The following is a 22,469-nucleotide window of genomic DNA, read 5'->3' as shown; positions in this document are numbered from 1 at the left end:
ATATCATTCCCACTAATTGGGGTCAGTCCATTTATCATTATTTTGTTTTATATGTAGCGCAATGAGTTGTTATTTTTCTGAGAATAATATTCTAGACTTTTATTTAATATTTTTATAACACAGTATTTGAATCTTCATCAACAAAATGATGTTCTATATAGAAAGCAATAGGTGTAATAATTAGAGAGATGATAATAAATGCCCAATTATTAATTTGAATACTAGGTCCATATGCCAAAAATGACTGTGGAATAAAAAACACATAAAATAGTGCGACTACTAGTAATGCGATAATACAGTAATTAAACCACCAAATCCAATGCGAATTATTAAAACACTGTAATTGAACAGTTTTAAAAACGACTAAAATAAAAAGAAATATAATAGTTAAACCAATGAAGAACGTAATAGGAAAAGTATATAAATATACTTCATTATGATTATCAGGAACAAAAAAACCGATAAACCCTTTAAAGAAAAAGAATATACCTATTAAAAAGATAAAATTTCTAAAAATAGATTTAATAATATTTTTAAATGTTTCATTTGGTAGGGATTTAAGTTGTTTTTTAGCGTGTGCTTTTGGATCATGATCGAAAAACTCAAGAGCTAAAGTTCCATCATTCTCTGCGGCAAGTAACTCCTTCAAAATACGATTGAGCATGAGTTCACTATCATGCGGATTTACACGTAAATCTGCTCTAATATAAGTCATGTAGTTTTCAAAAATTTCTCGATCCGTATTATTTAAACGCATTGATTTCACGTTGTTTTCACGGGCTAATGTTGCAGTCGATTTCATTTATTATCCCCTTAAAAATAAAAATATTTAAAAATTTTAAAAGTTGATTATTACATATTAAATATGAATAATCATATCATAGTTATGTAAAGAATATAATGTGTAAATAGGGAGAATATAAAATGAAAAGTCTTTCAATGACTGATTATCAATTAATTGAGAATATTACAAACATTCATGAATATTACTTAGAAAAAAGTGCATTAAATTATCATGCTACAACGTTCTCTATAAGTTTAAGACAATAAATGATTGAGAGAAGATTAAAAATGAATCAAGCTACATTTCATGTTAAAATAAGTGTTATTGATATATATTTAAAGGAGAACTATATGAAGAAGTGGGTTGTGTTTTTACTATTAGCGACTTTAACATTATCAGCATGTGGTAAAAGTGAAGAAAAAGTATCTTTAGAAAATGATATTAAACAGCTAGAAAAAGAAAATAAAGATTTAAAAAATGAAAAAAATAATCTAGAGAAACAAAAAGAAAAGCTCAATGCACAACGAGAAAAGTTACAAAAAGAAGTAGATAGTTCTGTTGCTAAAGAATCTGTTAAACAAGAAACTGAAAAATCCAAAAAGGATAACTCAAATCAAACGAATTTATCAAATGAAAGTTCTAGTAGTACTGAAGAACAAAGTAGTGACTCAAATAGTGTACAATCAAGTAATAATACAAGCTCTAGTTCGTCTACAGAGAGTAACTAATATAGGTTCTAAAAGGTTGCAGGTTTGACGATAGAATAAGTAGGGTAGTAGTATTTAAATACATTTTGAATATAATATCGATATATTTGAAAATAAAGTTTAAAAATATAATAATAACATTCAGCACATAATTTATAGTATGGGAGAGATAACTATGCATGAATATGATTTTCAAATCCTAGAGGGACGTGATATGACACTTCCAGAATTAGGTGAAGAGATTGAAAATATTACTGGACGTACAGTAACTCATTCAACTGGAGACATTAAACGTGTTGTAGCACACTTGCCAAATTTTGAATCAGAAAGTGATACATTTGTAGCTACTTTCAAACTTAATCATCGTAATGATTATATCGATGCAACCTTTGTAGCACCTAAAAATCAACGCAATAAGTTAAAAGAAATTCCAGTACATATCGAATTAATAAGTTATATTTCAAAAAACTAATAATCTTTTAATCAAAATGAACGAAACGAAGTGTGTTATGGTTATATACTCCATGCCACACTTTTTTCATAATTGTATTTGGGTAATGGAGTGTGGATAAATGGTTGTTTATATAGAAACAGAAAGATTGAGATTGCGTGATTGGGAAGAAAAAGATTTATTATCTTTTCAAAAAATGAATGCAAATCCTCAGGTAAGACGCTATTTTCCAAGTCTATTAAGTTATAGACGTTCAGAATTAGATATGCAACGAATGGATGATATTTTAAAAGAAAAAGGAATTGGGCTGTTTGCTGTTGAGCTTAAAGAGACAGGAGCATGGCTCGGATACATAGGATTAAACTACTTACCAAAAGATAGTAAATATCCTTTTCAAAATTTACCTATATATGAAATTGGATGGCGACTTATCCCTGAAGTATGGGGAAATGGTATTGCTACTGAGGGTGCTATGGCTGTTTTAGAGTATGCAAAAGAAAAAGGCGTAGAAGAAGTATTTAGTCTCACTGCTGAGGGGAATTTGGCCTCTCGAAAAGTAATGGAAAAAATTGGGATGTCATTATTTGATTATTTTGAACTGCCTGAACTAAGTAAATATCATCCACTTAAAAGACATGTAAGATATCAAAAAAAGTTGAACATATAAATATTAATAAAGACTAGAAGATAAATAGAAACCCTAGAGGTTTTTAGTATATTAAAAGTCATGGACCACATTAAAAATGTGATGATAAAAACAAATTTATTTCTAGTCCTAGACCCAAATATAGAAACACTCAACATGAAAGTCTCTATATTTGGGTGCCGAAACCAGGACGGGCCAACGAATTCTTTCTGAATTCGTTGGCCCGTTCTTTTTTATAGTATTCATTAATCATAGGTTCTAACACCAAGAGGTTTATAATTAAGTAATCCATCAATTAGAGCCTCTTTAGTGTCATATAAAGATGCTAACTCTTTATATTTTTTATCGATAAAACCTTCTTCAATCATATGATCAATTAAAGTTTGAAGTGGATTAAAGAATCCATTTAAATTAAAGATGCCTATTGGTTTTTGATGTATACCAATTTGTGCCCAGCTATACATTTCGAAAAACTCTTCAAGAGAACCAGCTCCTCCTGGTGCCATAACAAAAGCATCTGCTAATTCAGTCATTTTTTCTTTGCGTTCGTGCATTGAGTCTACAAGAATGAGCTCACTTACTTTTTGACTTGTAATTTCACGTTCATCTAACATTTTAGGCATCACTCCAATTGCACGGCCTCCGTAATCTAGTACGCCGTCTTGAATAGCGCCCATGATACCTACTGAACCAGCTCCAAAAATGAGTTCATAACCTTGTTCAGCTATATATTTTCCTAATTGATACGCTTCTTTAACATAAATGGAATTATTCCCTTTACTTGCTCCACAATATACTGCTATACGTTTCATTTTGTATCCTCCATTAATTGATTAAGTAAGGTTTGAAAAACATCACAAAAGTGCTGTCGATCTGCTTTTGAAAAAGAGGAGGGTCCTTTATGACGTCCACCTTGTTTTCTAATTTGTGCATTATTATAACGCTGTTGAAGTAATATATCTATATTATTTTCGTTATAGATAAATCCTTTATGATGCATTATCATTCTGACTTTCTTTAGTAATAAACTAGCTAATCCATAGTCTTGAGTAATCACAATATCGCTAGTTGTTACAAGTTGTATAATTTTGTAATCAACTGCATCTGGTCCATCATCAACGTATAGTATATTTACATGACTTGGATAATAAGAATGAGAAAAATGACTAAAGCTCCGTAAAATCGTAACAAAAAAGCCTGTCTCAGCTGTTAACTCAATAATTTCATTAACGACTGGACAAGCATCACCATCAACAAATATGGTTGTCATTATTTATTTGTAACCTTTTCTGAATGTAACACTTGATTTTGAGTAATCATACTGTCGGCATTATAGTTATCATATTTCTTCATTTCTTTAATTCGCTGCTTTTCATTATATTTTTGAAGTTTTTCTTCTTCTTTATGACGTTTATCAATATTTTTTTGAAGTTTTTTCTCTAATTTAGAAGATTGTTTATGGTTTTTTTTAGCTAATTTTGATCCTTTTTTCTTAATATATTTAGGGTCATTTTCTTTAGCAATTTTTTTGAGTTCACGCTTATTATCGAATTCTTGTTTTTTATCACCAAAGTAATCTTTAACATCAGATGCCTTATTTGCTACTGTATGTGTAGCATGTGAAGTTGCATGCGAAGCTTTTTGAACATCTGGATGAGACTTAATTTTTTTACGTTCTACAACTAGTGGTACGATAAATATCGGTAACACGTTCATTGCTGTTTTAATAACTTGTTTTTTGTCCATACTCGTTGCCCCCATAAAATTTTCTTTCTCTTTCATTACCCTATGATACAGGAATTTAAACGATTGCACTAGATTAAAATGGTTATCTAAAATTTTTATAAAAAAACACTAAAATTCAAAAAGAATTTCAGTGTGATATTATTAAATTCCTTTACCAATACCGAATCCGAAATAAAGAATAGCAATGAAAATAACTAATACGATTCGATAAATTGCAAATGGTACTAACTTCACTTTATTAATTAAATGTAAGAAGGTTTTAATTGCAATTAAACCAACAATAAATGCTGCTAAGAATCCAATGATATAAAATGGGACATGTGCAAGATCAATATATTGATAATTTTTAAGTAATGATAATGTACTTGCAGCTAACATAATTGGGACTGCCATAATAAACGTAAAATCAGAAGCAGATTTATGATTGAGTTTCATTAATACCCCAGTAGAAATTGTTGATCCAGATCTACTGAAACCAGGCCACATTGCGACTGCTTGCGAAATACCAATGACAAATGCTTGGAAATAATTAATTTGATCGACTGTTTGCGGATGTTTTACTTTAGTACTGTATTTATCAGCAATAATCATATAAATAGCGCCAATGAATAATCCTATCATGACAGTGGGTACACTAAATAAATGCGCTTCAATAAAGTCATCAAAAAGAACACCTAAAATTCCAGCTGGAATCATACCTACTAATACATGAAGTAAGTTCAATCGGCGAGGTTTAGAACGCATTCCCTCACTATGAGCAACATGTTTGTATTTTCCGATATGTAACATTTCGAAGTAACGTTCACGGAAGACCCATGCAGCAGCAAAAACAGAACCTAGTTGAATGACAATTTTAAAAGTAAAAGCTGAATGAGAACCTAAAAATTGAGATGATTTTAACCACATATCGTCTACAAGAATCATATGACCCGTAGATGAAACAGGAGCGAATTCAGTAAGCCCTTCTACAATACCTAAAATTAACGCCTTAATAAATTCAATAATTATCATAAGTAACCTCTTTCTTTTATGTAAAAAATGAACTTTTATTTATGCTAAATATTTTATTTTAAAAAATTCACTTTATTATCATAGCATATTAAAATAATAATTTACTAATAATTACCGGTGTATATGATAATAATGTCATGTTGTTTTGAAATAAAAAATGATTTTGTTGTATTGTGTGGAAGATGAATAATTCAAAGAAATGACATAATATTTTCACTTAACTTTGAAATCAATTAAATGATTATTTGTGCTCAAGATTCTATAATTAAACATTAGGTGAAGAATTTGAAAAATTTAATGAGTTTAGTCTTTAAATATAAATTATTTCCAATGTTTATGGGATTGACTAGTATATTGTTAGCCATATGTGTAGTGATTCAAAATATTGGAATTGCTGAGTTTTTGAATCAAGTCTTGTACCACAAGATTTCAGCTATTTATCCATTGTTATTTACTATTTTAATTGTATTAATTTTGAGAGTCACGTTTAATATGTTGAATCAACGATTAGGGGATATGTTAGCTTATAAAGTTAAACATGACCTTCGTCAAAAAATAGTAACAAGTAAGTCTAAAGCTTCAATTGGCGTACAAACAAACATTTTAACTGAAGTTATAGATGGAATGACACCCTTTTTTAATAATTACTTGCCGCAAGTGTTTAAATCTTTGTTCATACCACTTGTCATTATTAGTGTAATGTGTTTTATACATCTTAATACTGCTATTATTATGGCGGTTACTGCACCATTTATTCCATTATTTTATATTATTTTTGGCTTGAAAACACGAGACGAATCTAAAGAACAAATGACGTATTTAAATCAATTCAGCCAACGCTTTTTAAATATAGCTAAAGGTTTGATTACTTTAAGACTATTTAGACGAACAACGGAGACGGAAAATCGTATATATAAAGAGAGCACACACTTTAGGGAGTTAACGATGAAAATTTTAAAAAGTGCATTTCTATCTGGTCTTATGCTTGAATTTATAAGTATGTTAGGTATTGGTTTAATTGCACTAGAAGCGACGTTAAGTTTAGTCGTGTTTCACCATATTAACTTTAAAATTGCTGTAATTGCGATTATTTTAGCACCAGAATTTTACAATGCAATTAAAGATTTAGGTCAAGCCTTCCATACTGGTAAACAAAGTGAAGGAGCAAGTGATATTATTTTTGATTTTTTAAATAATATTGAAGAATCAAGTATTAACACGCCTATCATAAATGAGAATCAGCAAAATCAAATTTACTTCGATAAAGTAAGTTATCAATATCCTAATACGACTCTATATGCATTAAAAGATATAACTTTTTCAATCAATCAAGGAGAAAAAATTGCAATTGTTGGTCCAAGTGGCGCTGGAAAATCCACACTAGCGAATCTTATTAAGCAAATGATAACACCTACAAAAGGTCGTATTATATTTAATTCTGAAGTTACAGATATAGGTATGTTAAAACAACATCCATATATTTTTTCAGCGTCTATTAAAGATAATATTACGATGTTTAATGAGGTTTCAGATGAAAAAATTTTACAAACTTTAGAAACAGTAGGACTTAAAGAGAAGATTTTAAGCTTAAATAAAGGAATTCATACTGTAATTGGTGAAGGTGGAGAAATGTTATCTGGAGGTCAGATGAGAAGAATAGAACTTTGTAGAGTACTATTACTACGTCCGGATATCCTGATATTTGACGAGCCTACTAGTGGTTTAGATATTGAAACTGAACGTGTTGTTCAACAAACATTAGAGCATAACTTTAAGCAGGCTACTACAATTACAATCGCACATCGTAATTCGACTATACGTCGTGCAACACGACGTATATATGTAAAAGAAGGTCATCTTATTATAGATGATAATCAAATGTCTACGCAATTAAATAAGATGGTGAATAAAAATGAAGCCACATATTAAATTTCATTTAGATAAAGATTTATTTTTAGCTATATTAGTAAGCATTACTGGAAGCCTAATAGCACTTACAATGTTCTTCCTAAGCGGATATATGGTAACTCAAAGTGCACTAGGTATGCCTATTTACGCATTGATGATACTTGTCGTTTCTGTAAAATTATTTGGATTTTTACGTGCTATGACGCGATATGTTGAAAGATTATTATCCCATCGAACTACATTTACAATGTTAAGGAATATAAGAGTACAGTTTGTAAAGCAACTTTTTCCAAGAGTGCCTAATATTTATCGTAAATTTAGATCGAGTGATTTAATCTCAAGAATGGTCAATAAAGTAGAATCACTACAAAACATATATTTACGTGTATATTATCCCCCTTTTGTAATAGGTTTAACTGCGCTAATTGCTGCTGTTGCATTAATTTATTTTAGTATTGCTCATGCTATTTTAATTGTCATAAGTATGCTATTTTATTTATGGATTATACCATGGTTAAGTGCTAAGCGTGTACGCATACTTAAACAACAAGTTACTACTCATGAACAAAAAATGTTGGCTGAGTTCTATGATTATAAAGCGGGTTATCAAGAGTTAATGACTTTTAATCAACAAGATGTATATAAAAAGAAAGTCGCTAAGTCATTAGAATACTATGATAGATTACAATCTAAAGAAAATCGATTTTTAACATTTTATGATTATATATTGAATCTCATTTCTATTGTAACGATTTTTTTAAGTTTAGCTTTAAGCGTGATACAAATTGAACATGGATATTTAGATGTTATATATGTAACGAGTATGATATTAATGATTTTAACTTTGTTCGAACAAGCTATTCCAATGAGTAATTTTGCTTATTATAAAGCGGATACAGATCAAGCGTTAACAGATATTAATGAGGTGTTTAATTCTTCGATCACTACACCTGAGTTAAATGTACAGACAAAACAAGAACCTGTATTTAGTATTTCTAATCTAAACTTTAAATATTTTAATCAAGAAACATTAGTATTAAACGATATTAATTTAACCATCCATAAAGGTGAAAAAGTAGCTATCATTGGACCTTCTGGTTCAGGAAAAAGTACGTTAATGCAACTGCTATGTGGTTTATATGAAACAGAAGAAGGCCGTGTTGAGTTATATGGACAATCTATTACTCAAATTAATGAAAATGATAGATATAATGAAATCAATGCGTTATTACAATCTCAACAAATATTTGATGGTACTGTTAGAGAAAATTTATTATCTAATCAAAAAGATGAAAACTTAATCGATGTCTTAAATATGTTGAATTTAAGTTATTTAAATTTGAACACTCAATTGACTTTAGATGGAACTTCTTTATCTGGTGGTGAAATTCAACGTTTATCTTTAGCACGTTTATTTTTAAAATCGTCTAACATTTGGCTATTAGATGAGCCAACTACAGCGCTTGATGAAGATAATACGAACAATGTAATGAAAGAAATTAACAAACAAGCAGAAACATTAGTTGTTGCTACACATGATTTAGACTTACTTCCATATTTCGATACCATTATCGTAATGGTCGAAGGTGAGGTGGTTGAGTATGGAGATTATGTATCATTAAGTCAAAATAAGGGTTATTTAAATCGCATGATTCATATTAATAAATTATAAAATAAAAAACCTGAGATAGCTTTAAAAAGTGCTCTCAGGTTTTCCACTATTGATAAATATATAAATTACAGTTTGAAATGAATAACTTTAATTAGTTTAGTACTAGCATGTCATATTATTTATTTTCGGTAAAAGCAGCAATAATTTTACCTAATAGACGATTGAGTTCATGGACTTCATCATTACTCAAAGAAGAAGCGATGGCAACTTTTTGAGATGCATCACTTAGTTCGGGTTTAATATTTTCACTTTTTTCAGTAAGATGAATAAATACTTCACGTTGGTCAATTTCAGAACGTTCGCGTTTAATTAAATCAACGTTCTCCATTCTTTTTAGTAAGGGTGATACTGTGCCTGTATCTAAAGCTAATTCAGTAACTACTTTTTTAACATTTACAGGGGATTCCTCCCATAAAATACTTAAAACTAAGAATTGTGGGTAGGTAAGATTGTACTTTTTAAAGACTTTATTTGAATAGTAGCGATTTACTTGTCTTTGTGCATTGTACAAACTAAAACAAAGTTGCTCTTTTAAATTGTGTTGTTCAGACATTAAAGTTCTCCTCCAGACATTTATCCGTTTCTCTTTATTTCGGATTAAAGTTCGTCTATGTTGTGTAAAATATAAATTATCACACACTTCATTTCAATGCCATGCTAAAATTAAAGTATGCTTAAAGTTTAGAAGAAAACACTATTTTAATCAAGTGTAATCTAACATACATTTTTATAATATTAATTTCAAATACATTTTATATAGAAATGAGTTTTTAAAATGATAAATAATAAAAATCAAAAAATATCTATTACAATTATTAGTGGCTTTTTAGGAAGTGGTAAAACTACATTTTTGAATCATTATGTACACCAATTATTAAAAAAAGATGAGAAAATAACAATTATTATGAATGAATTCGGCGCTTTTGACGTTGATAGTTTACTTGTCGAAGAAGATATTACCGTAAAATCATTAATCAATGGATGCGTATGTTGTGACTTAAATAATGATCTAGTGTTACAGTTACAATCACTTATTAAAAAAATAAAAGTCAACACATCCTTATTGAATCGACTGGAATTGCACATCCTTTAGAAGTCTTTGCAGCGTGCCAAGATCCAACAGTAGTTAATGACGTGGAAATTCCTAAAATCATAGGTCTTGTTGATGCGTTAAGATTTAATAATAGAATGAAATACACGTCAGAGACGAATGAGTTAATGGAAGAGCAAATTAAATATAGTGATGTAATTATTCTTAATAAAATGGATTTAGTGACACAAGTAGAATTAGCAAATATAAAAAAACAATTGGTTTTTATTAATAATAAAGCAACGATTTACGTGACTACATATAGTAAATTAGATGACGTAGTAGTGAAAAATAAATCTGCTGATATTAATAGGCATGTTCATGTCCATCATCATAATATACAATCTATGAAATATACGTTTAGCTCTTCTATTGATCGACAATTATTTTATCAATTTATAATGCGTTTGCCAGATGAAGTATTCAGATTAAAAGGATTTGTAAAATTTAAAGATCAGGCGGATTCAATATACGAATTCCAATTTTCAATGGGATTACCTACTTATGGAATGATTGATAAAGAAGTTCCATTAACTATTGTTATTATTGGTGAAAAGCTTGATACAACACGTTTGAAAAACCAGTTAGAAATGATTCAATTTACTTAAAACGACTCCTTGATTTTTATGTGAGAGGTTATGAGTATTCTAAATTTCTAATAAATATGTCGCAGTCTTGTCACAAGAATAAAAAAATATATCATTTATAATAGAGTAAGGAGGAGTTATTAATGAATCATAATGAAGATAAACGAACTAAACAAATTCGCTTTGAGTTTAAGTGGATTACAATCCCATATTTAATTTTTGCAATTATTATTCTATTGTTAAATATCTTTTTTACAAATATAAAAATCACAATGACACTATTTGGATTGTTCTTTGGTTATAATTTAGGAATAGTGTTTATCGCGTTTATTAATAAGTACAAACGTACACTCATATTAACGCTCATTTTAACTATTTTAAGTGCAGCAACTTTCTTTACTTTACTATACGTGTTTGGACTTAATAGAGAACTATTTGGTTAATAAAAGTATTAATCACATTATATAAATTAAGTAAAAGGAGTCACTTTAGAATTTGTATTGAATTCTGTAGTCACTCCTTTTAATTTTAAGATAATAGGGTAGTTAAATTATTAACAAACATCAGTCTAGGAGTGAAAAAATGAATATCGGTGTCATTCTCAATAGAGTATTTAGAATAAATAATAATCCATTGTTCGCATATATTAATCAACACAAAGATGAAATTGATAAATGCTATCTTATAATTCCTAAGGAAACATTTGAAGAGAAAGGTACAGATAAAAAAGCAAACTATTATTATGGCACTTTAGAAAAATTTTTATATAAGTTGAAAGAACATCATATAGAGCCATATGTCATCGATTACAGTGAACTAGGTATGTTTTGTACTGAACATGATATTAAAGAAATAGTTATGGCTGGCGATATCATGAGTTATCATCAAGAAAGATATGATATTCGCCACTTAAAACAAGCGTTTAAAAATCACGATATACCCGTAATAACGATTAACGTTAATCATTATTTTAAGCCAAGTAACACTATGAATCAGCAAGGACAACCATATAAAGTATTTACAAGTTTTTATAAAGCACACCGTTTAAAACTTAGACAGCATTCTCCGTATCAATATCAATTAAGTGATATCGCTAATAAATGTAGCCAATCACAACAAACAATAACTAATGATTATCATCATGATGGACAATCAGAAGATCAAGCGTTAAACAATTGGAAAGATTATTTAAATCATAGTATTCAAAGCTATAAAAAGGATAGAGAGTATCTTCCGGAAATACTCACTAGTCAATTAAGTATTGTTCTAGCATATGGTCTAATAGATATTAAACAAATTATTACAGATTTATTAGAACGATATGAGGAAAATGAAAGTAATTACGAAAGTTTTATTAGAGAAGTAATGTTTCGTGAGTTTTATTATGTTCTTATGGCCCAATATCCTCATATTGCATATGAAGCATTTAATGAAAAATATCGTACTATACAATGGTCATATAACAAAGAAGAGTTTAATCGCTGGTGTGATGGTAAAACTGGTTTTCCTATTATTGATGCTGCCATGAATGAATTAAATGAGACAGGATTTATGCATAATCGCATGCGAATGGTAGTCTCTCAATTTTTAACTAAAGATTTGTTTATTGATTGGGCTTGGGGCGAAGATTATTTTAGAAAAAAATTAATCGATTATGATGCAGCTTCAAATATACATGGTTGGCAATGGTCAGCTTCAACTGGGACAGATGCTGTGCCGTATTTTAGGATGTTTAATCCTATTAGACAAAGTGAACTTTTTGATAAAGACGCTTTATATATCAAAAAATATATTTCTATATTCGATAATGTGCCCGCAAAATTATTACATCACCCATTTCAACATCAAACACAATTAGTAAAAAAAGGGATACAATTAGGTAAAGATTATCCTAAACCAATTGTAGATCATAAAGTTGCACGCGAACATGTGATGACAATATTTAAAAAAATATATATAAAGAGCTAGGGGAAGGAAACTGAATTCAAATTGAGTTCATGCTACCACCCCTGGCTTATTTAAATACATAACTAAACGTCTTATAAAATTTTTATACATGAATAGACTGTAATAAATAGAAATATATCAATGTGCCATTCTTATCCCTTTAATGAATAATAAAATGACAAATTGAAGTAGCATCATTAACGAAATAAATATTAAACTACTACCATTTAAGGCACTAATGACTTCTGTGATAATAGTGAATGGACGGGTAATTAAATGAACAGTATGAAATCTCAAAAATCTACCCATAAATATTCCTAAACCATTTAAAAACATAAGTGCTATTAATATACATCGATTTAACCATAGCTTTGAAGTGAAATGAGATAAATGAACAAATATGAGAGCCATGCAATAAATCGCAAAAAATACACCTAACAGTAAGAAAGTAAAGTATAACCATTCTATTAAATTAAGTTGGACGTAAAAATCAAATGTAAACTGATTGAGATGAATAAGATCAGTAACCATGTAAAATGTATTGGGTACTAATAAAATAAAAATAAGAGAAAAAATAATAAATATAGGCCATTCAAACTTTTTTCTAGGTTTAAATAAATCTAATAAGAAACATAATTCAAGTGGAATGTAAGCTAAAAATAAATTTAAGCTTACAAAATTAAATACACGCGTTTCAAATAATGATATTACAAAAAGAATAATAAAATAGACTCTTGCAATATAACGTGAAGTCATAATATGCACTACTTTCTAACGATTTAGTTAAATTACTATAGTAAAGGTTAAAGTCGAAGTAATCAAGAAAAAAGAAGGTAGAATATTTAAAGTTAGAGAAGTATTAATAATTGTAAAATAGATGTGTAATCTGTAAGAAAAGAATCTCAATGATTTTAAATAAAAGTGATATCATATTGTAATGAAACGGTTGAATTGAGGTTTTTGTTCTAGACATATTACGATCTTAATAAGTTGAGTCTAGTCTACGAATCAAAAGTTCGATTGATATCAAAATCAGTTATCGTAATGAACATTTCACTTGCTGTTGAAACCACAACTTTTGTTAAATGTCTACTTAACTTTTCGAAATATTGAGAGCCCAATGTACTATGTAAATGTGCAAATGGTTGATTATCAATATAAGAAATATTCCCTAATAAACTTGTTCATTCTAATGCTTCATTTAATTCATTTTTCATATTCACTTGTTTCCAAATTACGATAATTTAACACAACGTCATCACAAGCTCTGATATCACTCACTGAATCAAATTTAATATGTTAATGTTGAGCAAAGTGAGTAACCTTTTTTATAATATCTTTTCCATGTTCTAAAACAAGAAGAAAGTGTTGTCCATCTTTTTTGCATCTCATTATCTTCATTTTTATATTTAAGATAATTTAATTATATATAACATAAATTTAAAATACTTTGAATAAACTATTAAGTAAGATAGTATATTTTAAAATAAAGAATAATATATAATAGTATCTAAATGAAAGATGAAAAATTTAGAATTTTTAACTTTTCTCAGAATATGAATTAGATGAATTTCACTAAGAGTATTTAATTATAGATAAAAGAGAGGTGGTCTTCATGAAAAAACAATTATTTACATTATATTTTAATATATTTTTAATATTCGTTGGAATTGGCCTTGTTATTCCTGTTCTTCCAGTATATTTGAAAGATTTAGGATTAAAAGGAAGCGATTTAGGAATTTTAGTAGCTATTTTCTCATTATCCCAAATGATTATTTCTCCTTTTGGAGGAAGTTTAGCTGATAAATTGGGTAAAAAATTAATTATTTGTTTAGGATTAGTATTTTTTACGATCTCTGAGTTCTTATTTGCTCTGAGTCATTCTTTTATACTTCTAATAGTATCAAGAATACTTGGTGGTTTTAGTGCAGGAATGGTAATGCCTGGTGTAACAGGAATGATTGCAGATATTTCTAAAGCTAAAGATAAAGCGAAAAATTTTGGTTATATGTCTGCAATTATTAACTCTGGTTTTATTTTAGGACCGGGAATTGGTGGTTTTTTAGCAGAAGTATCACATCGTCTTCCATTTTATTTTGCAGGTGCATTAGGTGTTATTGCGTTTGTTATATCTGTAATATTGATTCGCCAACCGCAAAATACCGCGGAAAGTCATCATATTCACTTTGAAACTAAAGAACTTTCTAAAATTCAATGGGGTGTTTTTATTACTCCAATTATTTTAACGTTTGTACTTGCTTTTGGTTTGTCTTCTTTTGAGACGTTATTTTCTTTATATACTTCAGCGAAAGCAAACTACGCACCTGGCGATATTTCAATTGCTATTGTAGGTGGTGGTGTTGCGGGAGCAGTATTCCAAATTTTCTTTTTTGATAAATTGATGAGATATACCACTGAACTTACGTTTATTACTTGGGCATTATTATATTCTGTCATAGTTATATTTAGTCTTATAATCGCTCATAGTTACTGGTCAATTATGTTAATTAGTTTTATTGTCTTTATTGGATTTGATTTAATTCGCCCAGCGCTAACTAATTATTATTCAAATATAGCGGGTAATCGACAAGGTTTTGCTGGAGGACTTAATTCTACATTTACAAGTATGGGTAATTTTGTAGGTCCATTGGTAGCAGGCTCGTTATTTGATGTTAATATTGAATTCCCTTTATATATGTCTATTATTGTAATGTTATTTGGGGTAGTAATTATTTTCATAGAGAAAAATTTAAAGTTAAATCGTAACTGATGTGATTAAATAAGTTTTATATAATAGAAATGTAACAATAAAAAGTCGTTAGGTAATATAACTGTTACAAAGATTACAATTATTTTAAATTGTCTTCTACTGAATTATTTTATCTATATTTGTATGTTAAGATATAAAAAAATTCAAAGAGAAGTGTGGGTAAGGAGATGAATTTAAAAAATATATTGTTAAGTGTTGTAGCTATCATTTTATCAATTTGTTTGGTATTTCTATTATTTATCGCAACGAATCAAAATGCCTTAGCTAAGGTACATCGAACAATTTCTACTTTTTCAAAAGTCGGAAGTATTATCGAAACTAAAAATATATTAAATATAAACAGCAATCACACCGCCGAAGCTTCTGAGAAAAATCAAACGCAACGCAAAGCAGATATTCGTCAAAATCATAATGTTAATTATAGGTTAAATGAGAAAGCTCAAGAAAAATATTTATACTCAACAAAGGAATGTAAAACAATAGTTGAAAATTATATGCAACAAAATTATAAACAGCCTGTAAAGCTAGAGCGTTTGAATGAAACTAATCAAACCATCACTTTTGAAGTGTATCCAGAGAACAAAAAAGCTGAAGATATAACAATTAATAAAATGGGTAAAGTTGAGATGATTTCTGCAAATTAAGTTAAATAAAAATGTAATGTAAGATTAGAGTAAGAAAGTGAAATCTAAAGGGTTTCTATCTTACTCTATTTTTATTTGTCAAAAAGAGTAGTAAAATTGGATATATAAAGAAGATAAATGAGGTGTTACATTGAAACATAAGAAAACCAATGCAATGAGAATGCTTGATAGAGCTAAAATTAATTATTCAGTAAATACATTTGAAATAGGTGAAGAACATTTAGATGGAGAAACAATTGCGGAATTAGTGCATGCAAATGTAAAAGACGTATATAAAACATTAGTGTTAGAAAATGCTAATAATGATCATTTTGTATGTGTTATACCAGTCAGTGAAACATTAGATTTAAAAGAAGCGGCACATGTCATAGGTGAAAAGAAGCTTAATTTGATGCCGATGGATGATTTAAAAAAAGTTACTGGCTATATAAGGGGAGGGTGTTCTCCAATAGGAATGAAACATTCTTTTCCAACGATTATTGATGAGTCAGCTTTATCACGAGACAAAATCAATGTGAGTGGTGGTCAACGAGGTATGCAAATTATACTCGAACCTAATGATTTAATTGCAGTTACACAGGCACAAACAGCGCGTATTACTCAACATTAAATGTATTAGCAGAGTGAGCAATGATATACATTATGAACACTCTGTTAATTTTTTTATTTTTTTGAACGTTTTTGAACGTTTTTGATAATTTTTGATTGAAATATGTAAGCGCGAACACTATAATAAAAGTTGTAAAGGAGTGTTAAAGATGATTTCTGAAAAACGACAAAGTTTAATTTTACAAGAACTTAAGAAAAAAGACTTTTTATCACTCCAAGAGTTAATTGAACGAACAGGTTGTAGTGCTTCAACTATAAGAAGAGATTTATCAAAGTTACAACAACTTGGACGTCTTCAACGTGTTCATGGTGGTGCGACACTTAATAGTCATAGAAATCAAGAACCTATTTTATCTGAAAAGCTGTCTACAAATCTAAAAGAAAAAAGAGAGATTGGAAAAAAGGCAGCTCAGCTCATTGAAGATAATGATTGTATTTTTATAGATGCAGGTTCTTCTACAATTGAGATGATTCCATTTATAAAAGCACAAGATATCGTAGTGGTTACAAACGGATTGTCTCACGTTGAAAGATTACTTCATCGAGGTATTAAGACCTTGATGATTGGTGGAGAAGTAAAAGCTACTACTTTTGCTACTGTCGGAGCAAATGCCCTTGAAGTTTTAAGACGTTATTGTTTTGATAAAGCTTTCATAGGTATGAATGGCTTAGATTTGAATCATGGATTAACCACACCCGATGAAAAAGAGGCATTAATTAAAGAAAGAGCAATACATCAATCAACCACATCTTATGTTTTATTAGACCATTCAAAATTAGATGAAATATATTTTGCGCATGTCTCAACCAAATCTTGCCATGTTGAGTACATCGTATCTGAGCAATTACGTCATCATAATCGTTATAACGAATACAAAGAGAAATACCATTTTTTAGGAGGTTAATTATGATATATACAGTGACATTTAATCCATCTATTGATTACATCATGTTTACTGATGGATTTGAGCTAAAAGGGCTTAATAGAGCTAGAGAAACATACAAATTTGCTGGAGGAAAAGGTATTAATGTTTCTCGCGTGTTGAAAACCTTAGATGTTTCATCTACGGCTTTAGGATTTGCTGGAGGTTTTCCTGGGGAATTTATTTCTAGCATTTTGGAACAAAGCGATATTAATACGGAGTTTATTAAAGTAAATGAAGATACTCGTATTAATGTTAAATTAAAATCCGGCGCTGAAACTGAAATTAATGCACCTGGTCCGAATGTGACTTCTGATCAGTTTGAAGCATTATTAAATCAGATTAGACATACATCTAACGGAGACACTGTCATTGTAGCGGGAAGTGTTCCAAAAAGTATTCCGAGTGATGCTTATGCTCAAATTGCAAAAATCACTCAAGAAACAGGTGCAAAATTAGTAGTGGATGCTGAAAGAGATTTAGTTAATACAGTGTTAGAATATCATCCATTATTTATTAAACCCAATAAAGATGAATTAGAAGAAATGTTTGATGTCACAATTAAATCAGATCAAGATGTCGTTAAGTATGGTAGAGAAATAGTAAAAAATGGAGCTCAATCTGTCATTATTTCTTTAGGTGGAGATGGTGCCATATATGTTGACGAAAGAAGAAGCATTAAAGCTCAAAATCCTAAAGGTGAAGTTGTAAATACAGTAGGATCTGGTGACAGTACAGTTGCAGGTATGGTAGCGGGTCTTGAGTCGGGACTATCACTTGAAGAAGCATTTCGCCAAGCAGTAGCTTCAGGTACGGCTACGGCATTTAATGATGACTTAGCATTAAGAGAAGATATAGAAAAAATCAAGTCACAAGTTACAATTTCTGTACTTGATGGGGAGTGATAGAGATGAGAATAACAGAATTACTTACTAAAGAAACGATTGCTATGGATTTATCAGCTAGTGATAAAAACGGCGTCATTGATGAATTAGTTAATCAATTAGATTCAGCTGGTAAATTAAGCGATATAGCTCAATTTAAGGAAGCGATTCATAATCGTGAGTCACAAAGTACAACGGGAATTGGTGAAGGAATAGCAATTCCACATGCTAAAGTAGCAGCAGTGACATCACCTGCGATTGCTTTTGGTAAATCAAAAGAAGGTGTGGACTATCAAAGTTTAGATGGTCAACCTGCGCATTTATTCTTTATGATTGCAGCACCAGAGGGTGGCGCACAAACACATTTAGATGCATTAGCTAAATTGTCAGGCATTTTAATGGACGATAAAGTAAGAGAAAATTTATTACAGGCTAATTCGAAAGAAGAAATACTTCGTATTATCGATGATGCTGATGATGAAGCAACTAAAGAAGAAGAAAAAGAAGCTCAAGAGCAAGAGGCTGAAGCACAAGCAACAACTAGTGCATCAACAAATAATAATGCTGACGAACCTTACGTTTTAGCTGTAACAGCGTGTCCAACAGGTATTGCTCATACGTATATGGCCCGTGATGCTTTGAAAAAACAAGCAGAAAAAATGGGAGTTAAAATAAAAGTTGAAACAAATGGTTCAAGTGGTATTAAAAACCATTTAACTCAACAAGATATTGAACGTGCAACTGGGATTATTGTAGCTGCCGATGTTCATGTAGAAACAGACCGTTTCGATGGTAAAAATGTAGTTGAAGTTCCAGTAGCAGACGGGATTAAACGTCCTGAAGAGTTAATTAATACAGCACTTGATACAAGTAGAAAACCATTTAAAGCCTATGGTGGACAGAAAAATACAGATAAAGATAGTAATGATAAAAAATTAAGTCCAGGTAAAGCATTTTATAAACACTTAATGAATGGTGTTTCTAATATGTTACCACTTGTTATTGCTGGTGGTATATTAATGGCGATTGTATTCTTATTTGATGCCAACTCATTTGATCCAAAAAGTCCTGAACACAATGCGTTTGCAGAACAATTGTGGAATATTGGTAATAAGAGTGCCTTTGCATTAATTATTCCAATCTTAGCTGGTTTCATTTCTCGTAGTATTGCAGATAAACCAGGTTTTGCAGCTGGCCTAGTTGGCGGTATGTTAGCAATTTCTGGTGGCTCTGGATTTATTGGTGGTATTATTGCTGGTTTCTTAGCTGGTTATTTAACACAAGGTATCAAATATATTACTCGTAATTTGCCTCAAGCAGTTGAAGGTTTAAAACCAACATTAATTTATCCACTATTAAGTGTAACGATTACTGGATTATTAATGATTTATGTATTTAATCCACCTGCAGCATGGTTAAACCATCTATTATTAAATGGTTTAAATAGTTTATCTGGTTCTAACATTATGCTATTAGGACTAGTTATTGGAGCTATGATGGCAATTGATATGGGAGGTCCATTCAATAAAGCGGCTTATGTATTTGCGACAGCAGCTTTAACTGAAGGTAATGCTGCACCAATAACAGCAGCAATGGTTGGTGGTATGATTCCACCATTGGCAATTGCCACAGCAATGTTTATCTTTAAACGTAAATTTACAAAAGAGCAACGTGGCTCAATCGTACCTAACTATGTTATGGGTCTATCATTCATCACAGAAGGTGCTATACCTTTTGCAGCTGCTGACCCTTTACGTGTGATTCCATCAATGATGGTCGGTTCAGGTGTTGCTGGAGCGATTGCATTAGGACTTGGTTCAAGAATTAATGCACCTCATGGTGGTATCATCGTTATAGCAGCAACAGACTTTAGTCATATTATCCAAACTATCATTGCTTTAATTATAGGTACACTTGTTTCAGCAATACTTTATGGTTTACTGAAACCAAAATTAACAGAACAAGAAATTAAAGCTTCAGAATCTATGGATGAATAATAAACGTGGGTTTAATGAGCCTGAGACATAATGAGTTGTCTCAGGTATTTTTTTATATAATGATATTTGGTCATTGAATTGAAAAACGTGTTGCATCAAGATTATTTAAAGAAGTACTAGCATCGAGATCTTTGTAAAAAAGCAACGTTCAACGAAAGCTGGGGTTGGGGCCCCCAGCAAAAAGGGTTTTCTGGGAAACCCAACGTTCAACGAAAGCTGGGGTTACATTATCGAGGAGATCAATAAATTCTGTCCAATCTTCTATTATATAGTTAATATGTAATTAAACAATATAGCGATATATATACTTGACTATTACTACTGATTAATTTTAAATAGGAGTTTGATTTTAAGAAACAAATAACCGTCCTGGACTATTAGTGCACTTTGATAGTGCTTAATTAAAAAAACTCGTATATCGTTTTTCTGATTTTCTTAAAAATTTATTACAAAGACCATTGAAGTATATATGAAATAATAGGAAGAAAATTATTATATAATGCTTTTTAAATGATTTTAAATGTTAAAAGCTTTCTTATTCTTATTTAACCATTTATTATAGAAATATGGTAAAATTAAAGTAATACATTTTTTTTGGGGGTGTCTTGATGGGAAGGTCTTAACATGTTTTTATAACGGTGATAAACATGACGTATTAAATTCGTGTTACTCATTAGAGACACATAATATTTGGAGGTGAATCCCTAGAAATAGGGAATTAATTGGAAACAGTGACCATAATTAATTTAGTAATATTTTTTCTATTAATCGCTTTAACAACCGTATTCGTTGGATCTGAATTTGCATTAGTAAAAGTACGTTCAACAAGAATTGAACAACTTGCTGATGAAGGTAATGGAAGTGCAAAAATTGTTAAAAAGATGATTGCTAATCTTGACTATTATTTATCAGCATGTCAACTTGGTATTACAGTTACATCTTTAGGTTTAGGTTGGTTAGGTGAACCGACATTCGAAAAGCTATTACACCCACTTTTTAATCTATTACATTTGCCAAGTGCAGTGACTACAACCATTTCATTTGTGATTTCGTTTGTTGTTGTAACTTATTTACATGTAGTATTAGGTGAGTTAGCACCTAAATCAATAGCAATACAGCATACTGAAAAATTAGCATTAACTTATGCTAGAACATTATATTATTTTGGTAATGTCATGAAACCATTAATATGGTTAATGAATGGTTCGGCACGAGTAATTATTAGAATGCTTGGTGTTGATCCTGATGCGCAAGCAGATGCAATGTCTGAGGAAGAAATTAAAATTATTATTAATAATAGTTATAATGGTGGAGAAATTAATCAAACAGAACTGAATTACATGCAAAATATCTTTTCATTTGACGAAAGACATGCGAAAGATATCATGGTTCCACGTACACAAATGGTAACGTTAAACGAACCATTTAATGTTGACGAATTACTTGAAACGATTAAAGAACATCAATTTACACGTTATCCAATTACTGAAGATGGGGATAAAGACCATATAAAAGGTTTTATTAATGTGAAAGAATTTTTAACAGAATATGCTTCAGGTAAAACAATTAAAATCTCTAATTATATTCATGAACTACCTATGATTTCAGAAACAACTCGTATTAGCGATGCATTAGTTTCAATGCAACGTGAACATGTTCATATTAGTCTTATTATTGACGAATATGGTGGTACTGCTGGTATTCTAACAATGGAAGACATTCTTGAAGAGATTGTTGGTGAAATCAGAGATGAATTTGATGATGATGAAATAAATGATATTGTTAAATTAGAGGAAGGTATATATCAAATTAACGGACGTGTCTTACTTGATGATTTACATGAAAAATTTGATATCACTTTTGAAGATTCTGAAGATATCGATACAATTGGTGGATGGCTACAAGCACACAATACTAATCTTCAAGTTGAAGACTATATAGATACAAAATATGATCGATGGATTGTTTCTGAAATGGATAATCATCAATTGGTATGGGTTGTACTTAAATACCAATTTAATGAAACAAGACCTGTGATTAGTGATGAAGAGGAAGAAGAAAATCACGATCATAAACATGAATCGGATGAATAA

Annotated in this window: 21 protein-coding genes and 2 pseudogenes; 16 read left to right on the top strand and 7 right to left on the bottom strand. The window is 30.0% G+C overall.

The genetic code is table 11. The features are described 5' to 3' along the window. Positions 1 to 112: 112 nt before the first annotated feature. Positions 113 to 802, bottom strand: a complete 690-nt coding sequence (locus tag HMPREF3046_RS02915; protein WP_070716301.1) for a DUF1129 family protein — start codon at positions 800 to 802, stop codon at positions 113 to 115. Between the two features lie 122 nt (positions 803 to 924). On the opposite strand from HMPREF3046_RS02915, the gene HMPREF3046_RS02910 reads away from it, so the two are divergent. The 4 genes from HMPREF3046_RS02910 (at position 925) to HMPREF3046_RS02895 (ending at position 2,609) form a co-directional block, all read left to right on the top strand. After that, the gene (locus tag HMPREF3046_RS02910; protein WP_070716298.1) at positions 925 to 1,050 is read left to right on the top strand and encodes a GNAT family acetyltransferase; all 126 of its coding nucleotides are present in this window, start codon (positions 925 to 927) and stop codon (positions 1,048 to 1,050) included. 84 nt (positions 1,051 to 1,134) lie between these two features. Next, positions 1,135 to 1,512 (top strand): SA0632 family lipoprotein, encoded by a 378-nt coding sequence (locus tag HMPREF3046_RS02905; protein ID WP_070716295.1) that lies wholly within the window; start codon positions 1,135 to 1,137, stop codon positions 1,510 to 1,512. Positions 1,513 to 1,666: 154 nt separating this feature from the next. Further along, positions 1,667 to 1,963, top strand: a complete 297-nt coding sequence (locus HMPREF3046_RS02900; protein WP_070716292.1) for a hypothetical protein — start codon at positions 1,667 to 1,669, stop codon at positions 1,961 to 1,963. 100 nt (positions 1,964 to 2,063) lie between these two features. Next, positions 2,064 to 2,609: a GNAT family N-acetyltransferase gene (locus HMPREF3046_RS02895; RefSeq protein ID WP_070716291.1), complete on the top strand. Its 546-nt coding sequence runs from the start codon at positions 2,064 to 2,066 to the stop codon at positions 2,607 to 2,609. 224 nt (positions 2,610 to 2,833) lie between these two features. Here the strand turns inward: HMPREF3046_RS02895 and HMPREF3046_RS02890 are convergent, their stop codons facing one another. The 4 genes and pseudogenes from HMPREF3046_RS02890 to HMPREF3046_RS02875 all read right to left on the bottom strand — a co-directional run bounded on the left by HMPREF3046_RS02890 (position 2,834) and on the right by HMPREF3046_RS02875 (position 5,345). Further along, a complete protein-coding gene (locus HMPREF3046_RS02890; RefSeq protein WP_070716288.1) occupies positions 2,834 to 3,400 on the bottom strand; it encodes an LOG family protein in 567 nt (188 codons plus the stop codon). Beyond that, on the bottom strand, positions 3,397 to 3,858 hold the full coding sequence (locus tag HMPREF3046_RS02885; protein WP_070716287.1) for a YaiI/YqxD family protein: 462 nt from the start codon (positions 3,856 to 3,858) through the stop codon (positions 3,397 to 3,399). Before HMPREF3046_RS02885 ends, HMPREF3046_RS02890 begins: the two co-directional genes overlap by 4 nt. Before the next feature lie 23 nt (positions 3,859 to 3,881). Then, a pseudogene (locus HMPREF3046_RS02880) lies at positions 3,882 to 4,334 on the bottom strand (hypothetical protein); the annotation flags it as partial. A gap of 141 nt (positions 4,335 to 4,475) precedes the next feature. Continuing rightward, positions 4,476 to 5,345: an undecaprenyl-diphosphate phosphatase gene (locus tag HMPREF3046_RS02875; protein ID WP_070716286.1), complete on the bottom strand. Its 870-nt coding sequence runs from the start codon at positions 5,343 to 5,345 to the stop codon at positions 4,476 to 4,478. Positions 5,346 to 5,630: 285 nt separating this feature from the next. Between HMPREF3046_RS02875 and HMPREF3046_RS02870 the strand changes: the two genes are divergently transcribed. After that, positions 5,631 to 7,274: an ABC transporter ATP-binding protein/permease gene (locus HMPREF3046_RS02870; RefSeq protein WP_070716283.1), complete on the top strand. Its 1,644-nt coding sequence runs from the start codon at positions 5,631 to 5,633 to the stop codon at positions 7,272 to 7,274. Then, a complete protein-coding gene (locus HMPREF3046_RS02865) occupies positions 7,258 to 8,925 on the top strand; it encodes an amino acid ABC transporter ATP-binding/permease protein (RefSeq protein WP_070716281.1) in 1,668 nt (555 codons plus the stop codon). Before HMPREF3046_RS02870 ends, HMPREF3046_RS02865 begins: the two co-directional genes overlap by 17 nt. A gap of 115 nt (positions 8,926 to 9,040) precedes the next feature. On the opposite strand, the gene HMPREF3046_RS02860 is transcribed toward HMPREF3046_RS02865, so the two are convergent. Then, positions 9,041 to 9,478 (bottom strand): global transcriptional regulator MgrA, encoded by a 438-nt coding sequence (locus HMPREF3046_RS02860; RefSeq protein WP_070716279.1) that lies wholly within the window; start codon positions 9,476 to 9,478, stop codon positions 9,041 to 9,043. A gap of 222 nt (positions 9,479 to 9,700) precedes the next feature. Here HMPREF3046_RS02860 and HMPREF3046_RS02855 point away from each other — a divergent pair. The 3 genes and pseudogenes from HMPREF3046_RS02855 to HMPREF3046_RS02845 all read left to right on the top strand — a co-directional run bounded on the left by HMPREF3046_RS02855 (position 9,701) and on the right by HMPREF3046_RS02845 (position 12,570). Next, a pseudogene (locus HMPREF3046_RS02855) lies at positions 9,701 to 10,623 on the top strand (GTP-binding protein). A 122-nt stretch (positions 10,624 to 10,745) separates the two neighbouring features. Beyond that, positions 10,746 to 11,045 carry a hypothetical protein gene (locus tag HMPREF3046_RS02850; RefSeq protein ID WP_070716276.1) on the top strand — a complete coding sequence of 100 codons (300 nt, stop codon included), beginning with the start codon at positions 10,746 to 10,748 and terminating at the stop codon, positions 11,043 to 11,045. A gap of 139 nt (positions 11,046 to 11,184) precedes the next feature. Beyond that, a complete protein-coding gene (locus tag HMPREF3046_RS02845) occupies positions 11,185 to 12,570 on the top strand; it encodes a cryptochrome/photolyase family protein (protein ID WP_070716274.1) in 1,386 nt (461 codons plus the stop codon). A gap of 117 nt (positions 12,571 to 12,687) precedes the next feature. On the opposite strand, the gene HMPREF3046_RS02840 is transcribed toward HMPREF3046_RS02845, so the two are convergent. Then, positions 12,688 to 13,305 (bottom strand): DUF1361 domain-containing protein, encoded by a 618-nt coding sequence (locus HMPREF3046_RS02840; RefSeq protein ID WP_070716272.1) that lies wholly within the window; start codon positions 13,303 to 13,305, stop codon positions 12,688 to 12,690. Positions 13,306 to 14,164: 859 nt separating this feature from the next. Here HMPREF3046_RS02840 and norA point away from each other — a divergent pair. The 7 genes from norA (at position 14,165) to HMPREF3046_RS02805 (ending at position 22,469) form a co-directional block, all read left to right on the top strand. Then, a complete protein-coding gene (gene norA, locus HMPREF3046_RS02835; RefSeq protein WP_070716270.1) occupies positions 14,165 to 15,319 on the top strand; it encodes a multidrug efflux MFS transporter NorA in 1,155 nt (384 codons plus the stop codon). A 167-nt stretch (positions 15,320 to 15,486) separates the two neighbouring features. Then, a complete protein-coding gene (locus HMPREF3046_RS02830) occupies positions 15,487 to 15,963 on the top strand; it encodes a hypothetical protein (RefSeq protein WP_070716268.1) in 477 nt (158 codons plus the stop codon). A gap of 154 nt (positions 15,964 to 16,117) precedes the next feature. Then, complete coding sequence (gene ybaK, locus HMPREF3046_RS02825) at positions 16,118 to 16,573, top strand: Cys-tRNA(Pro) deacylase (RefSeq protein ID WP_176746060.1); 456 nt, start codon at positions 16,118 to 16,120, stop codon at positions 16,571 to 16,573. A 148-nt stretch (positions 16,574 to 16,721) separates the two neighbouring features. Then, positions 16,722 to 17,477: a DeoR/GlpR family DNA-binding transcription regulator gene (locus tag HMPREF3046_RS02820; protein ID WP_070716264.1), complete on the top strand. Its 756-nt coding sequence runs from the start codon at positions 16,722 to 16,724 to the stop codon at positions 17,475 to 17,477. Between the two features lie 2 nt (positions 17,478 to 17,479). Then, positions 17,480 to 18,400, top strand: a complete 921-nt coding sequence (pfkB, locus tag HMPREF3046_RS02815) for a 1-phosphofructokinase (RefSeq protein WP_070716263.1) — start codon at positions 17,480 to 17,482, stop codon at positions 18,398 to 18,400. Positions 18,401 to 18,405: 5 nt separating this feature from the next. Next, the gene (locus HMPREF3046_RS02810) at positions 18,406 to 20,376 is read left to right on the top strand and encodes a PTS fructose transporter subunit IIABC (RefSeq protein ID WP_070716260.1); all 1,971 of its coding nucleotides are present in this window, start codon (positions 18,406 to 18,408) and stop codon (positions 20,374 to 20,376) included. A gap of 722 nt (positions 20,377 to 21,098) precedes the next feature. Continuing rightward, positions 21,099 to 22,469, top strand: coding sequence for a hemolysin family protein (locus HMPREF3046_RS02805; RefSeq protein ID WP_070716258.1), 1,371 nt, complete (start codon positions 21,099 to 21,101; stop codon positions 22,467 to 22,469).

This window comes from Staphylococcus sp. HMSC070D05 (genome assembly GCF_001815595.1).
Classification (GTDB): domain Bacteria; phylum Bacillota; class Bacilli; order Staphylococcales; family Staphylococcaceae; genus Staphylococcus; species Staphylococcus hominis.
This window is presented reverse-complemented; position numbering and strand designations above follow the sequence as displayed.

What these genes read in the sequence shown, in the direction of transcription:
- HMPREF3046_RS02915 (WP_070716301.1), bottom strand. Translation starts at nt 802, where the DNA reads ATGAAATCGACTGCAACATTAGCCCGTGAAAACAACGTGAAATCAATG.
- HMPREF3046_RS02910 (WP_070716298.1), top strand. Translation starts at nt 925, where the DNA reads ATGAAAAGTCTTTCAATGACTGATTATCAATTAATTGAGAATATTACA.
- HMPREF3046_RS02905 (WP_070716295.1), top strand. Translation starts at nt 1,135, where the DNA reads ATGAAGAAGTGGGTTGTGTTTTTACTATTAGCGACTTTAACATTATCA.
- HMPREF3046_RS02900 (WP_070716292.1), top strand. Translation starts at nt 1,667, where the DNA reads ATGCATGAATATGATTTTCAAATCCTAGAGGGACGTGATATGACACTT.
- HMPREF3046_RS02895 (WP_070716291.1), top strand. Translation starts at nt 2,064, where the DNA reads ATGGTTGTTTATATAGAAACAGAAAGATTGAGATTGCGTGATTGGGAA.
- HMPREF3046_RS02890 (WP_070716288.1), bottom strand. Translation starts at nt 3,400, where the DNA reads ATGAAACGTATAGCAGTATATTGTGGAGCAAGTAAAGGGAATAATTCC.
- HMPREF3046_RS02885 (WP_070716287.1), bottom strand. Translation starts at nt 3,858, where the DNA reads ATGACAACCATATTTGTTGATGGTGATGCTTGTCCAGTCGTTAATGAA.
- HMPREF3046_RS02875 (WP_070716286.1), bottom strand. Translation starts at nt 5,345, where the DNA reads ATGATAATTATTGAATTTATTAAGGCGTTAATTTTAGGTATTGTAGAA.
- HMPREF3046_RS02865 (WP_070716281.1), top strand. Translation starts at nt 7,258, where the DNA reads ATGAAGCCACATATTAAATTTCATTTAGATAAAGATTTATTTTTAGCT.
- HMPREF3046_RS02860 (WP_070716279.1), bottom strand. Translation starts at nt 9,478, where the DNA reads ATGTCTGAACAACACAATTTAAAAGAGCAACTTTGTTTTAGTTTGTAC.
- HMPREF3046_RS02850 (WP_070716276.1), top strand. Translation starts at nt 10,746, where the DNA reads ATGAATCATAATGAAGATAAACGAACTAAACAAATTCGCTTTGAGTTT.
- HMPREF3046_RS02845 (WP_070716274.1), top strand. Translation starts at nt 11,185, where the DNA reads ATGAATATCGGTGTCATTCTCAATAGAGTATTTAGAATAAATAATAAT.
- HMPREF3046_RS02840 (WP_070716272.1), bottom strand. Translation starts at nt 13,305, where the DNA reads ATGACTTCACGTTATATTGCAAGAGTCTATTTTATTATTCTTTTTGTA.
- norA (WP_070716270.1), top strand. Translation starts at nt 14,165, where the DNA reads ATGAAAAAACAATTATTTACATTATATTTTAATATATTTTTAATATTC.
- HMPREF3046_RS02830 (WP_070716268.1), top strand. Translation starts at nt 15,487, where the DNA reads ATGAATTTAAAAAATATATTGTTAAGTGTTGTAGCTATCATTTTATCA.
- ybaK (WP_176746060.1), top strand. Translation starts at nt 16,118, where the DNA reads ATGAGAATGCTTGATAGAGCTAAAATTAATTATTCAGTAAATACATTT.
- HMPREF3046_RS02820 (WP_070716264.1), top strand. Translation starts at nt 16,722, where the DNA reads ATGATTTCTGAAAAACGACAAAGTTTAATTTTACAAGAACTTAAGAAA.
- pfkB (WP_070716263.1), top strand. Translation starts at nt 17,480, where the DNA reads ATGATATATACAGTGACATTTAATCCATCTATTGATTACATCATGTTT.
- HMPREF3046_RS02810 (WP_070716260.1), top strand. Translation starts at nt 18,406, where the DNA reads ATGAGAATAACAGAATTACTTACTAAAGAAACGATTGCTATGGATTTA.